Source organism: Novosphingobium sp. KA1, assembly GCF_017309955.1.
In the GTDB taxonomy this organism is placed as follows: Bacteria; Pseudomonadota; Alphaproteobacteria; order Sphingomonadales; family Sphingomonadaceae; genus Novosphingobium.
Genome location: NZ_CP021247.1, coordinates 448,716 through 462,524 on the forward strand (window position 1 = coordinate 448,716; position 13,809 = coordinate 462,524).

General features: G+C 64.7%; 11 protein-coding genes. 8 read left to right on the forward strand and 3 right to left on the reverse strand.

From position 1 onward, the window contains the following. Nucleotides 1–89: 89 nt before the first annotated feature. Nucleotides 90–1,199 carry an acyltransferase gene (locus CA833_RS02195; RefSeq protein ID WP_207079086.1) on the reverse strand — a complete coding sequence of 370 codons (1,110 nt, stop codon included), beginning with the start codon at nt 1,197–1,199 and terminating at the stop codon, nt 90–92. A gap of 236 nt (nt 1,200–1,435) precedes the next feature. Between CA833_RS02195 and CA833_RS02200 the strand changes: the two genes are divergently transcribed. Continuing rightward, nucleotides 1,436–1,786 (forward strand): hypothetical protein, encoded by a 351-nt coding sequence (locus CA833_RS02200; protein WP_207079087.1) that lies wholly within the window; start codon nt 1,436–1,438, stop codon nt 1,784–1,786. Nucleotides 1,787–1,927: 141 nt separating this feature from the next. Here CA833_RS02200 and CA833_RS02205 read toward each other — a convergent pair whose 3' ends face one another. Next, complete coding sequence (locus tag CA833_RS02205; protein WP_185928692.1) at nt 1,928–2,086, reverse strand: hypothetical protein; 159 nt, start codon at nt 2,084–2,086, stop codon at nt 1,928–1,930. A gap of 276 nt (nt 2,087–2,362) precedes the next feature. Next, entirely contained in the window at nt 2,363–3,427 is a 1,065-nt protein-coding gene (locus tag CA833_RS02210; protein WP_207079088.1) for a polysaccharide pyruvyl transferase family protein, read from the reverse strand. An 821-nt stretch (nt 3,428–4,248) separates the two neighbouring features. Between CA833_RS02210 and CA833_RS02215 the strand changes: the two genes are divergently transcribed. The 7 genes from CA833_RS02215 (at nt 4,249) to CA833_RS02245 (ending at nt 13,512) form a co-directional block, all read left to right on the forward strand. After that, nucleotides 4,249–4,677, forward strand: coding sequence for a hypothetical protein (locus CA833_RS02215; RefSeq protein ID WP_142632509.1), 429 nt, complete (start codon nt 4,249–4,251; stop codon nt 4,675–4,677). Nucleotides 4,678–5,102: 425 nt separating this feature from the next. Then, complete coding sequence (locus tag CA833_RS02220; RefSeq protein WP_242526226.1) at nt 5,103–5,687, forward strand: polysaccharide biosynthesis/export family protein; 585 nt, start codon at nt 5,103–5,105, stop codon at nt 5,685–5,687. Nucleotides 5,688–5,784: 97 nt separating this feature from the next. After that, nucleotides 5,785–7,005: an outer membrane beta-barrel protein gene (locus CA833_RS02225; protein ID WP_207079089.1), complete on the forward strand. Its 1,221-nt coding sequence runs from the start codon at nt 5,785–5,787 to the stop codon at nt 7,003–7,005. Between the two features lie 23 nt (nt 7,006–7,028). Beyond that, a complete protein-coding gene (locus tag CA833_RS02230; protein WP_242526227.1) occupies nt 7,029–8,297 on the forward strand; it encodes a cell wall hydrolase in 1,269 nt (422 codons plus the stop codon). A gap of 416 nt (nt 8,298–8,713) precedes the next feature. Beyond that, complete coding sequence (locus CA833_RS02235; RefSeq protein ID WP_207079090.1) at nt 8,714–10,279, forward strand: TolC family outer membrane protein; 1,566 nt, start codon at nt 8,714–8,716, stop codon at nt 10,277–10,279. A 64-nt stretch (nt 10,280–10,343) separates the two neighbouring features. Next, on the forward strand, nt 10,344–12,146 hold the full coding sequence (locus CA833_RS02240) for a type I secretion system permease/ATPase (protein ID WP_242526228.1): 1,803 nt from the start codon (nt 10,344–10,346) through the stop codon (nt 12,144–12,146). Nucleotides 12,147–12,150: 4 nt separating this feature from the next. Continuing rightward, on the forward strand, nt 12,151–13,512 hold the full coding sequence (locus tag CA833_RS02245; protein ID WP_242526229.1) for an HlyD family type I secretion periplasmic adaptor subunit: 1,362 nt from the start codon (nt 12,151–12,153) through the stop codon (nt 13,510–13,512). The last annotated feature ends 297 nt before the right edge of the window (nt 13,513–13,809 follow it).

Genomic DNA, 13,809 nt, shown 5'->3' on the forward strand with positions numbered 1-13,809 from the left:
ATGTTCCCTCGTCTCTGGAATTGGCTTTTATGCGCGCGCCGTGGAACGGCGATCTAAAGATGGCAGTTAATCGATGTCAACGATTGCATTCACGCCGAACGAACGCTTTTTCGCGATAAAGTCATGAAAATAGTTGAAATTATTTTCATGAAGTCTGCCTTGCGACGTTCCCCCAATTCAGCAAGAAAAAGCATCGCGGCAATGGTCAAAAGGCTGGCCGACAGCGCTCCAACGGGGGTGGCGACCCACTGCGGCCACAATGCACCGATCAGAACCATGACCGGTAGATGCATGATATACAGGGTAAAACTCGCCCCCGCGAAGTAGCGCACGAGCTTTTCGAACCAGGCCGGAAAGAAACTGTAGGTAGTTTCCACCGAGGCAAAAACGACGATCGCTCCTCCCAGCAGCAGCCCCAGACCAAAGTAGTACGCCATGCTGGGAATCAGCCTGTCAACGGCGGGCCATTCGAACAAGGGAATGGCTGAAATTCCAAGGTATTTCCTCCATACGACACTCGCCAGAAGCAGTCCCGCAAAGAGCGTCCAACCCATGGCCGGGCGCAATCGCCGCCCCCGCAAGACCAGCCGATGAATGAACACGCCCAGTAGCCAGAGCGGCAAGGCAACCACGATTCTCGGCCCCACCACTGCACACCACGCCATGGCAAGCACGATGCGCACAGACCCCCTGGCAAACACCAGGAAGGCGAAGAGCGTATAGTAGGCGACCTCGTAAGCCAGTGACCAGAACGGTGCGCCGGTGACGATCGTCGCATGGTCGAACCACAGTTCGTTGGTGAAAGTGAGATAACGCAGCACTTCGAACCAGCCCGGCGGCACGCCCCCCAGCCCCGCCGCTTTGGCTCCGTCCGGCGCGGCCGCCACGTAGACTTGCGGCACCAGATAGGTTCCGAGCGCATAACAGACGATCAGCACCAGGACTGCCAGCGGAATCACCGAGTACATCCGCAGCGCGCGCGCACGCACATAACTGCGCCAGTCACGCTCCTTGAACGTGACGACATGGCTGATGACAAAACCGGAAAGCACGAAGAATATCGCCACGCCTTCCTTGGCGCTGTGCCCGACGATGACCGGCAGGTCGATGCGGTAGACCTGTCCGGCATGGCCGACAAAGACCAGCAATGCAGCAAAGAGCCGCAAGAGATCGAGAAAAAGAGATAGATTTCGGCTCATGCCGCCCCCCGGAAAAACGAAATCAGCGAACGCTTCCTTAGGGAACCGTTGGCGTGCCGTTCACTGTGCCGGATTTATGAGGGCATCGCGTGACCGCTCAAACTGCAAGAACCTCCAAAACCCACCAAACAATGACCGACCAGCCCCCCGCTCCCCCCTCCCCGCCACTGCTACCGCCGCCGCCGGCAGCCTCGTTGCACGACCTGGCCTCTGCCGGCCTTGAGGCCGGCCAGAGCATGATGGCTGCTTCCGCGGGCGCCGCCAGTTCAGCGCCGGTGTCGATCGATGCCGCGGCCTTCACCCAGCTCGGCGAACTGTTGGTGGCTCTGGCACGCGCAGCCAGACGATGCGGCGGCGAGGACTGCTTCGCCCGTCCCGTCAACGGTGTCCGCAGCTGGGTCCCGTCACAGGTGCTCGACGAAACCGCGCGGCGGATCGAGGCACTGGAACACGAAATCCGGACCTTGCGGGAAGCACTGACGACCATCGCACAATCGCGGCCGGCCTTGCTGCCCCGCCGCTCCCCGGACACCCCGCAGAGCATAGCGCTTGCGGCACTGGAGGCCTTTGCGAAAGCCGCCCGCTGAACCGCAATACCCGCGGCAACGACCACCTGTCCGGGACGAACCCCCGGACAGCCTCAATGGCACCTCAATGGCGGGGCGTGAGCACTGGAAGCGGGGAAGACGAGCGCTCGCACGTCCGCATGGGCTGCTTACCCTTTGATCTCAGACGAAACCAAGCACCCAGGCAAGCAGTGCCCAGCAGGCAAGGCTGATCACCAAGCCGACCAGCCATCCCCGCCACAGGATCGGTCCTGCCCCGAAACCCGCCGCCCCCTGCCCTCGCGGCGTGACTTCATCGGGACCGGCGGGAAACTCAGCCATGCCTTCGCCTTGTGATTGCAGGTTGGACTGCCCCCGATCGGTGGCGGCATGATTATGCCTGCGCCCGGATGCCACAGGCGGTTGCGGTGTGATCTGGGGAGAATTGTCAGCGGATGGCATGAGGCAATACCACATGGAGCGAGCCTGAGCACGGACGCCCCCATGCATAACGCGCTGCGGCGCAACAGAGCAAGCGTGAACCGCCTTATGCGTGCGGCACGGACGTCGATGCTTGCCCCTTCCCGAGCCGAAGGCTGGATCAAACCGTGCAAGCGTTCAGGCGAGCACGGCTGCACTCGCCCCCGCTTCCTTCGCCAGGCGGTACAATCGTTCAAGCATTTCATCGGCCAGGCCAGCCCGCCGGGAGGGATTGCTGACAAACGGATCGCGCGTGGCCAGCTCCACCAGAGCCTGCGCCGTGCGTTCGGGGCTGAAGCCGAGCAACCGCCGCGTGACCGGCACCGCTTCAAGCACGCGCTTGGCCTGGCGCCGGACCAACGCCACCTTTGGCGGCGCGGAAATACGCGCCCGAAATTCGGCAAGCGCTGCCTCGGGATCGAGCGCGATCATCGTGCCGAACGGCTCGGGCCGCTTGCCGAAACGCAACAGCGGCATGGGATCCGGCGGCGGCACGAGCGCGACAGCGACGTCCATGTCCAGCGAGGCCGCCCAGTCCGCCCATTTCGCCGTGGAGAAATTGCGCGAAACGGCAAAACCTCGCCATGGCACGCCGAAAGCATCCGCCAGGATGGCCCCGTGCAGCGATTCCGTCAGCACCAGCCGCGCACCGGCCAGCGCCGCGACCACGTCACGCGGAGAGCCCCGGGGATCAACGATATCGAAACCCGCCAGTTGCGTGGCCCGGGACCAGCCCGGGAATGCCAGCGTTTCATAATGCGGCACGACCACCGTTCTTGTGGTCGGCGGCCTGGACGCCAGGTCCGCAAATGAGGGCGAACGGGGAACAAGCACCGCACCGTCCGTCAATGCCCGATCCGCCGGAAGTCCGAGCGCCCGCGCACTTACCGGGCCGCGCACGCAGTGGTAGCGCACATCGAGCCCTTGCCAGCGCGCCGGATCGGAATACCCCGCTCCACTGGAGAAGACATGCAACCGGGAACATCCGGCCGGATCGATGCCGATGATGGTACCGATCCCCACAAAAGCGGTACCATTGCCCGTCCCTGTGCCCGGCAAGGAGACATCCTGCCCGAACAGCCCAGGCGCAAGCTCAGGCCAGAGCAAGGGATTGAGATCGTCCCCGAAATTCGGAACGGCGGGCTCGTAGTGTAGCAACCTCATGCCTGCCCTCCAGCCTTCGGGCGCACCGGCAACGCCCATCCGGCGATCCGGCCGGCGCGTAGCACACTGCTCGCCCCCCTCTTCGTCCCTGACGCCATGACGGCATCAGGCATCACGAGAATTGCGGAAAGCGGACTGAACATAAGGCCACAAGTCTCCATCTGGTCGAGCGATACGAACCAAGCGCACACATGCAGGAGCCCGGGCCGAAACGATGCATCGCAATGCTTGATTGCCCGCACAATGCCCGTGAAATTCCCACCCCCTTGCACACCGGCCCACCCGATCCCGGATTACCCACCTCCATACCGAGCGCCCGACCGCCCCCAGCAGCCATGCGGTGAGCCGCATGCACCAAACCGGACGCTGCGGTGCACAACGCCCCTATGGAGCCGGATGCAGCGCCCGCGACCGCAAAAGCGCAGCTTGTGTTCCCGATCGAAGAATGGACAAGCAAAATCTTGCACGGATTGAATAATATCAAACACAGAACGCCATCACCATAACCGTAAATATCCAAATCGGATCTTATAGTCATGACATCAACCGAAATCGGACCTCGCCCAACATTGTAAACAATGAATACCAAGATGTATGCTTATCGAGTCGTCAACGCTTTCCTTTTTGCGATGCACGGGGCCGGAAATCCGGCCCCTTCTGCGCGGATCGGGCTGCGGCGAGGACAAGGAGAAACGGCAGCTTCGTCACGCGAAGGGGGGGTCGTCCACGCCAATCTCGATCGCTAACGCGCCTCCATCGGCAGGCGTGAATTGCTGGCACGCATCCCTGTCCATTTCCGGAGTCATAACCGGAAGGACAGGCAGCGGACCAGATCCGTTAAGCTATTCCAGGAGGCATCTATGGGCAAATTTGTAGGAACTGCGGGCAGCGACCGCATCAGCGGTACTGACGAAGGCGATGCGATTTTCGGAGGCAAGGGCGTCGACTACTTGTACGGCGGCGCCGGGAATGACTGTTTTGTCATCAATCTCTATGACATGGACCCCAGCCTGTCGAACAATGCGCGCCTCGGCGCGCAGACCCAGGACGTCATTTATGACTTCTACGGCGCTGGCGGCTGGGAAGGTGGCGGCAACAACGACTTCATCTATCTTGCCAATTTCGGCGCGGGATCGACGCTGACGTTCGCGGGATACGGCACGGACGGCACCACGCAATCGCAGTATTACATCATCCACAGCGCCACGACCGGCCTCGATTACACGATCGCGATCGGTTCGATGAATGGCAAACTGCTCGGCGCCGGCGACTTCAACTTCTACAACTGAGCAGACCAAGGCCCGCAAATGCGAAGCCTGCGCGCGGAAGGAACCAACACCTTCCGCGCGCTGTCGTTTGTTGCAAGGCAACTCCAAACAGCGCCGCGATGCGACAAGGCCGCCAGATCGGCCAAAGCGCAAGGCACGGCAATGACACATGTCGACCGTCCGGCGGGTGCACCCCGGCCACGGGGGTAACCGTATATTCCGCTTTGGGGTAGCGCTGCTGCCACCTCTGCCTGAACAACACAGCGAATACTACGCCATCCAAAGTATAAAACCCCATTTTCAATCCAAACCGGACCATACAGGTCCAAACAGGATCGGATTTAGGCCCATTATGCTTTGCCGCCAGAGCGCTTTCCGCGCCACAATTTCCGCGGCACCTACCGGGCTGAAGCACCATCCCGGGTTTCTTCCGGAGAATTCATCACGTGGCCAAGCTTGAGATGACAACGATGCGCAGCCTGCTGCTTGCACTCCCTCTATCGATGGCTCTCCTCTCGGGCGGCTGCTCCAGCGCGGGGGAACTGCCGGTACGCACGCTTGGGCCAGGAGAAACCGCCTATGCCCTGGGCAGCGGAGACAAGCTGCGCATCACCGTCTACGGCGAAGACAAGCTGACCGGCGAATACATGGTCGACAGCGGCGGCTCGGTCGCGTTCCCGCTGGTGGGCGCGGTACAGGCACGCGGGCTGACCGCATCAGCGCTGGCAGAAAGGATCGCGGGCGCCTTGCGCCAGGGCTACCTTGACGCCCCCAGTGTGTCGATCGACGTGCTGAACTACCGCCCCTATTACATCCTCGGCGAAGTCAGCAAACCGGGCGAATATCCGTATGCAGACAGCCTGACCATCTTCAGCGCGGTGGCCAAGGCGGAAGGCTTCACCTACCGCGCGGACGAACGCCGGGTCTTCATCCGCCACAAGGACGAAGCCGGAGAGACGCTCTACCGGCTGGACGGCGCCACCCCCGTGCTCCCGGGCGACACGATCCGGGTGCTGGAACGCAAGTTCTAGCACGGTGCGCACGCGCATTCCCTCAGGCGGCGGGGCCGGGGCCCTTCCCGTCCGCCACCGAAGACGCCCGCTCGCACTGGCCCTTGCCGGCGGACTTGTGGCGCTGCCCGCAGTAGTCGGCGCGCAAACGCTGACGCCGCCAATACACGAGCCGGACGATGCCGCGGGCAACCGCAAGATCGCCGGATATGCCTCCATCGGCTATGAACTCGCGGGCCTTGATGTCTTTCCCGAACTGGCTTTCGCCGCACGCGGCGACAGCAACGTCTTTGCCGACGACACGCGCCGCCGATCGGATATCGCCCTCTCGCTCGCACCAAAAATCACGGCAAGGCGCCTGACCCGGTCAAGCCGGACGACGCTGGAGGCAGATGCCCGCATCAGCCGCTTCGGATCGCTCGCCAGCCAGGATTCGAACGAATTTGCGGCCTCTGCCTCCTATACCCGGTTCGCCGGAGCGGGCGATTCCATAACGGCCAGCACCTCCTATCGCCGGGAGGTCGTGCAGCGCGGCACGGCCGAGAACGACCTGCCTTTCGGCGACCCGCTGATCCGGCAAGCGATCCAGGCCGCAATACAGGGGCACAAACGCTTCAACCGGCTCGCGATCGACGGCGCTGCCCGGTTCGTGCGCATGCGCTATGAGGAGGCCCGCCTGGGCAATGGCCTGGCGATCGACCAGAGCTTTCGCAACGGTGAGCGCTATGCCGTCCAATTGACGGCGAGTTACGAGCTCAGCGGTCGCACCACGCTGTTTGCCGGCGGCAGCTACGACCATTTCGATTACCGCATGTCGCCAGCCCTCACCAACCGCGATGCCGACGCCTGGAGCGCGGCTGCCGGGGTCAGTTACGAAGTCAGCCGGGTGCTGATCGCGCAACTGGCGCTGGGCGAGCGGCAATATGATTTTGTCGATCCGGCACTAGGGCGATTTTCCGGGCTCTCGATCGCGGGGCAATTGCGCTACTTTCCCACGCGCCTGCTCTCGATCCGCGGCAGCATCGAGCAGACCAGCACCACCAGCCCCTACGATCTCGTCGGAGCGGTCACGTTGACCACGGCCCGGATCGAGGGTGAGTACGAGATGCGCCGCGCCCTGTCGTGGGTCGGCAAGGTGCAATTCACCGCCGAGGACTATGGGTCGAAGGACTATTCCGCGCGCAGCCTCTCGATTTCCGCCGGGCCGCGCTGGCGACTGAACCGCTGGCTCAGCGCTGACGCGACCCTTGGCCATGATCGCCGCTTCACCCAAGGCATCGCGCCATTCCCTCGCTATTCCCGCACTTATGCGCTGCTGACCATCACGCTCGCGCCATGATCGCAATCCCGCTTCCCCGGATTATGCCTCGCCGCGTACAGGAACTGGCCGAAACACCGCCCCCGCGCGCGGCGCGCTTCATGTATTCCGCCCTGGCCACGGTGATCGCCGCGCTCGCCAGCGTGCTGCTGGCCGGATCTTCGGTCACTTATGCGCCGCTGCACGCCGCCGTCCCGCACCAGAACACGATCGGTCCACCGCGCGCAGGAACCGACAATGTGCCGCCCATGACCGTGCTGCCCGGAACGCCTGGTGGCGATGGCGATCCATCCACCGAAATCGATAGCGATTCCGCCCGCACGTTGAACGCGGCGGCCGCGTTCGTGCCGCTGGGACCGGATCACCCCACTTCGGTCAGGTTCTCGGAAAAGAGCGGCGATTTCGCACGTGCGCTCGATTGCCTTGCCTCCGCCGTGCTTTACGAAGCGGGCGACGATCCGGCGGGGCAGGCCGCCGTGGCACAAGTCGTCATCAACCGGGTGCACCACCCTGCGTTTCCGCGCACCGTATGCGCGGTGGTCTACCAGGGATCGGAGCGCGCGACCGGCTGCCAGTTCACCTTCACGTGCGACGGCGCCTTGCGGCGCCTGCCCTCGCCCGCCGCCTGGCAACGCGCCCGCAAGCTGGCCGAGTCCTTTCTGGAAGGCCGCGCGGAGCCCGCCGTCGGCCTCGCCACCCACTACCACACTGACTGGGTTCATCCATATTGGAGCGATAGTCTCGACAAAGTGGCGCGTGTCGGCACGCACCTGTTCTTCCGCTGGCGCGGCGACTGGGGGCGCCAGCCGGCCTTCACCGCGATTCGCGTGGGACCGGAACCTGTCGAACCCGAACTCGCCGCACTATCCCAAGCGCACCGCAATGCGCCCCCCGGCAACGACAGTGCCCTCGCTCCGACAGGAGCTGCCGAAACGAGCGGACGCCCCGTGGCCGCCGAAATGATCGCGGCAGGCCCTGGCGACCACTTCATCCAGACCGATGCCGGCGGCAACGGCGGCAACCTCGCGATAGGGGCGCTGGACCTGTGCCAAGGGCAACTGCGCTGCAAGGTGATTGGCTGGGACCGGCGCGCGGAAGCCTACGGCTCCCCTGCCACGCCGCTGGTGCGCACGGTATCGTTCCTCTACGTTCGCGATGTCCGCACCGGGGTGGAAGTGGTGCTGTGGGACTGCGCACGCTACAACCGACCGCTCGACAGCCAATGCCTTTCCGCAGGCAATCGCTACTGGATCACTTTCACCGGCAGCCTGGCCCGTAAACGCACAGACAGCGCCGTCGAGGCACCCAATTAACGAACATTTCGGGCCACTGGGACGCACGTCGGGCTGATGGCCCTGCGGAGGCAACCTCGGCCCAAGTTGCCCGCCATTTGGGCGCCTCGATGGTGCCGCTCATGAGTTAACGGCCTTGGCGGCGCAGCCTCCATGCGACCGGGCATGGCCAGCCCTGCTCCATGTTGGAGCAATGGGCCCCGTCTTCGCCCCATCTACGCCCAAAACGGTTCCACTAGCGCTTCATCGTCAGCCCGAATTCCGAATACTCCATCTCAGGAAAAGAACCGATACGCCGCGCGACCAGCAAGGCCGATCGGTTCCGGGATGGCTGGTGACGTCGTGCACGCCCAACCACGTCGGGGGGACAACAGGCCTTGAGGAAACCGATTTCGGATTGGCAGCCGCGTGCCCAGCAACGATCCGCGCCGGCGTCCATGCTGGCGCTTGTACAGGGTGCCGGGCATACGCCGCAGACCACCTCGCCATCGCTGCCGCGCAAGCACGGCGCGATGCACCATGTCCTGCTGGCAGCAACCATCCCCGCCGTGCTCCTGACTCTGCCGGTGATCCTGGCCTCTCCGGCCAGAGGGGAGACACTGGCGGAAGCAATCGACATCGCCTTCCGCCAGAATCCATCGCTCGCCGCCGGTCGCGCCGCCACCCACGCCGCGGAAGAACGGATCGCCCAGGGCAAGGCCCGGTTCGGCCCGACGCTCAGTGCCGATGCCGCCTACACGTTTGCCATGCGCCGCGTCAGCGTGAACGGGGAGACGACGATCCGCCAGCACGGATTCACGCCTGACTTCTCGGCATCGCTGGAACAACCCCTGTTCACGTTTGGCCGGCTTAGCGCCCAACGCCGCGTGGCCGAAGCCGGCTACGGCAGTTCGATGGCGGATCTCCACGCCGCAGAACAGCAGACGATAGCTCAGGTCATCGTCACCTACGCCAATGTGCTGCGCGACCAGCAACTGGTCGACATCGCGCGCGAAAACCTCACCCTGCTGACCGAGCAACTCGACCAGACGCAGGCGCGCTACGGCGCCCGCTACGCCACCGAGACCGATCTGCAGCAGACCCGCAACCGCATCTTCAGCGGCCAGGCCCAGCTCGAACTGGCGCAGGGCAACCTGCAGGCCAGCCGCAACGGCTTTCGCAACCTCGTCGGCCGCTATCCGCAAGGCCTTTCCCCCTTGCCGCAACTGCCGCCCTTGCCCCGAACGATCGAGGATGCCCAGGCGATCGCCGCCACGTCCAGTCCGGTGCTGGAGGGCGCCCGCATGGACCTCCTTGCCGCCCAGCATCAGGTCGCCGCCGCGCGCGGGGCGACCAGGCCTTATCTCGGCCTCAAGGGCGCGGTGTCCCGCACCCCGCTCTCGATCGAAAGCGACGACCTGCGTGAGATCGACACACAGGTGCAAGTCGCCGTCACCGTGCCGCTCTACTCGTCCGGCCTGCTGTCCTCGCAAGTCCGCGAGGCCAAGCAGAACGCCGACAGCACCAGCCAGCAACTGGAGCAGACCTCGCGCGATCTGCGGGAAAACGTCGCCAGCTACTGGGACCAGCTGGCCGCCACCCGGCGCGCCCTTCCCGCCTACGCCCGCGCCGTGTCGGCCGCGCAAGCTGCGCTGGAGGGCGCCCGGCAGCAGCAATTGGCCGGACAAGTCACCTCGCTCGACGTGCTTGATACCGCGCGTGACCTGCTGACGTCCCGGCAGGCATTGGCCCAGGCCGAAGCCCAGCTCTACGTCGCCCATGCGCTCCTGCTGGGCAGCATGGGACAGCTGCGCCCGGAGAGCTTCTCGCCAAACAGCCCTGCCTTTGACCCGGCACCCTATGAAACGCTGTTCTACACCGGCCTGCCAACCGGGCCGGTAATCGAGGTCCTTGACGTGATCGGCTACGACGCGGGGCACAAACGCACGGCTGTCGCAGTCGAACACGCCGAGGAACCGGGCCACGACATGCCGCCCGAACCCGCAAGGGCCGCGCAGCAATGACCGGCAGGCCCACCCGCCCCGCCCCTGTGCCCCGCCCGGGCCGATCCCATGAGGAGACGGCGTGATGCCCAATGGCGAAAACCTCTTCGCGTCGCTCAAGGCGATGATGCGCACGCTGCTGCCGGTGCTCTGGCCGATCTTGACGTTCAGCGCGGTATTCAACGTGCTGCTGCTGGCGGGCTCGTTCTTCATGCTGCTGGTCTATGACGACGTTCTGGCCAGCCGCAGCGTGCCAACGCTGAGCGGTCTGCTGCTGATGGTGGCGCTCGCCTATCTCGTGCAGGGCGGGATCGACGTGCTGCGCGCCCGCGTGCTCATGCACACCGGCGCTTTGGCGGACCGCCGCTTCTGCGACCGCATCTACGACGTCCTGAGCCGCCACGAACGCGAAGTGGGCCCGCTGCCATCCGGTGTCGCCCCGGTCCGCGATCTCGACCTGGTGCGCGGCTACATCACCGGCCCCGGGCCGCTGGCCCTGCTCGACCTGCCCTATGTCGCGATGTTCCTGCTCATCCTCTTCGTGTTCCACTGGGCGCTCGGACTGGTGACGCTGGCCGGTGTCGCCGTCCTGCTGGTGCTGATGCTGGTGGGCGACCAACGCAGCCGCAAGCCCGCCCAGCAGGTCGCCTCGGTGGCCGCCGCGCGATTTGCCATGGCCGAGGACATCCGCCGCAACGGCGAAGTGCTGCGCGTACTCGGCATGTCCGGCCGCCGCAACGACAGCTGGGACGGGATCAGCCTCGCGCTCATCGGAGCACACGATGAACTCGCCGGGGTTTCCGGACGCATGCAGGTGATCAGCAAGGCCTTCCGCATGTTCCTGCAGTCGCTGGTGCTGGCCGTCGGTGCCTATCTGGTGATCGAGAACATGGCGACCGGCGGCGTCATCATCGCCGGCTCGATCCTCAGCGCCCGCGCGCTGATGCCGGTGGAACAGACGATCGGCCAATGGAAAGGCATGACCGAGGCCAGCCAGGCCTGGCGCCGCCTTCACGCCCTGTTCGACACCGTACCAACCCGCGTGCCGCCACTGCGCCTGCCCCGCCCCTGCCGCGACCTCGAAGTCCAGGCCGTGTTCTGCGGTCCGCCGGGACGGCGCGCCGTCACGCTCAGCAACGCCAGCTTCCGCCTGGCGGCAGGAGAGGCGCTTGCGGTGATCGGCCATAGCGGATCGGGAAAATCCACCCTGATGCGCGCGATCACCGGCGCCTGGCCAAGCCTGCGCGGCGCGGTGCGCGTCGACGGCGCCTCGCTGGACCAGTGGGACCCAGTCGAACTCGGGCGAGACATCGGCTACGTGCCCCAGACGATCGAGATGTTCGAAGGCAGCGTGGCGCAGAACATCAGCCGGTTCGATCCGGAGGCTGACGCCGACGCCATCATCGCCGCGGCCCGCGCCGCCGATGTGCATGATTTGATCCTGTCGCTGCCCGGCGGTTATGAATATGCCCTCGGCGGCCCTGGGGGCGGAGGCCTGTCGGCCGGGCAGAAACAACGCCTCGCCCTTGCCCGGGCGCTTTACCGCGATCCGTTCCTGCTCGTGCTGGACGAGCCCAATTCCAACCTCGATGCCGCCGGTGAGGCTGCCCTGATCGAAGCCGTGCGCACGGCCAAGGCGCGCGGCGCGATCGTCATCGTGGTCGGACACCGCCCTTCCGTCTTTGCCCATGTCGACCACATCATGGTCATGGCTGACGGCCAGATCCGCCAGATGGGCGAGCGTACCGAGATGCTCCAGCGCCTCAATTTCAATCCGGCGGTGCGCAGCAATCCGGCGGGTTCTCCCGCCGCGCCAGGTACTCCGGCGCCTTCACCGTCCACCACGGAAGCTGCATCGCATGCGGTTTCAGGAACAGAGGAAGGATAACCGCGTGAACAGCACCATTCCCAGCCCCGGCCCCTTCCCCCCGCCCGCCACCGCCCTGCTCCCGCCACCCCGATACGAACCGGCGGAAAGCCTCCGGCGCGAAATCCGGTTCGGCATGTGGCTTTGCGGCGGACTGGTTTTCGGCCTTGGCGGCCTCGCCACCTTCCTGCCGATGGCGGGCGCGGTGATCGCGCCGGGCGATGTCTCGGTGGCATCGCACGTGAAACAGGTCAGCCACCCTTCCGGCGGCGTCGCCGCGCAGATCCTCGTGGCCGATGGCGACCATGTCACGCAGGGCCAGCCGATGATCCGCTTCGACACCACGGTCACCGGCGCGGCAGCCAACTACACCGGCGAGAATGTCGACCAGTTGCTCGCCCGCGCTGCGCGCCTCCAGGCCGAACGGGATGGCGCTTTCGCCATCGCTTTCCCTGCCGAACTGACGCGGCGTGCAAGCCAGCCCGAGATCGCGGCCTTGATGGCGGCAGAACGCAAGACCCTGGCACTCAAACGCAGTTCGCGGCAATCGGCGCTTTCGCAACTGGGCCAGCGCATCCAGCAAAGCCAGGCTGACCTCGACAGCTACAGCGCCCGCTCACGAAGCCTGGGCGAACAGGCCGCGATGATCGGCAACGAACTCGACGCCACCCGCAAGCTCTACGAAAAGCGCTACACCACGCTCGACCGGCTGAGCGCGCTGGAGCGTACCGCTTCCGATCTCGCCGCCCAGCGCACCGGCGCCAGCGAAAGCGCGCAGTCGCAGCGCGCGCACATCACCGAACTGCGCTACCAGATGGGCTCCATCAACGCCGAGGCCCGCAGCACCGCCGCCACCGAACTGCTCGACACGCAAACACGGATCAGCGAACTGCGCCGCCAGCAGGTAGCCGCACAGGACAGCTACGACCGCGCGGTCATCCGCGCCCCGCAAAGCGGCGTGGTCGACAAGCTCGCCTTTCGCACCATCGGCGGCTTCGTGCCGGCCGGGCAGACGATCATGGAAATCGTCCCCGACAACGATCGGCTGACCGTCAACGCCATGATCAAGCCTGCGGATATCGATCAGGTGCGCGAAGGACTGGTTGCCATCTTGCGGTTCAGCGCCTTTTCGCAGCGCACCACGCCCGAACTGCAGGGCCACATCACCCATGTCGCCGCCGACCGCACCGATGACAGCCAGACGCGGGCGACCTACTATCGCGCCACCATCACGCTGGATCCCGGCGAATTGGCGAAACTTGGGGAACTGCGGCTCAAACCCGGCATGCCGGCGGAAGTCTTCATCCAGACCGGGCACCGCACGATGCTAAACTACATCCTCAAGCCACTGAGTGACCAGTTCTCCCGCGCATTCCGCGAGAATTGAACACAGCAGGCGCTGTTCCGGGGCTGATGTCCAGGCACACCCGCCGGCCCTCTGGAGCGTTTTCCAATCCGGTGGAATCACCTGATGACTCAAAAAACGCGCAAAACCAAAACCGTAGAGCAGTTGATCCGATTCAATCGGATCAACTGCTCTAGCCGCATTCCCGCCATACACGCGCCATGGTGCAGGCGGTCTGGTGCCGACGCAGTCCCAGAACGGTCCGGTTCACGCAGGATCTCAAACGGGCAATAGCGGACGAACAGGAAGATAATGTAAAAATGAATAGTCCAATATGAA

Coding starts and splice junctions, on each gene's coding strand:
- CA833_RS02200 (WP_207079087.1), top strand. CDS start 1,436: ATGATGGCTGCTTCCGCGGGCGCCGCCAGTTCAGCGCCGGTGTCGATC.
- CA833_RS02195 (WP_207079086.1), bottom strand. CDS start 1,199: ATGAGCCGAAATCTATCTCTTTTTCTCGATCTCTTGCGGCTCTTTGCT.
- CA833_RS02240 (WP_242526228.1), top strand. CDS start 10,344: ATGCCCAATGGCGAAAACCTCTTCGCGTCGCTCAAGGCGATGATGCGC.
- CA833_RS02230 (WP_242526227.1), top strand. CDS start 7,029: ATGCCTCGCCGCGTACAGGAACTGGCCGAAACACCGCCCCCGCGCGCG.
- CA833_RS02205 (WP_185928692.1), bottom strand. CDS start 2,086: ATGGCTGAGTTTCCCGCCGGTCCCGATGAAGTCACGCCGCGAGGGCAG.
- CA833_RS02235 (WP_207079090.1), top strand. CDS start 8,714: ATGCTGGCGCTTGTACAGGGTGCCGGGCATACGCCGCAGACCACCTCG.
- CA833_RS02215 (WP_142632509.1), top strand. CDS start 4,249: ATGGGCAAATTTGTAGGAACTGCGGGCAGCGACCGCATCAGCGGTACT.
- CA833_RS02210 (WP_207079088.1), bottom strand. CDS start 3,427: ATGGGCGTTGCCGGTGCGCCCGAAGGCTGGAGGGCAGGCATGAGGTTG.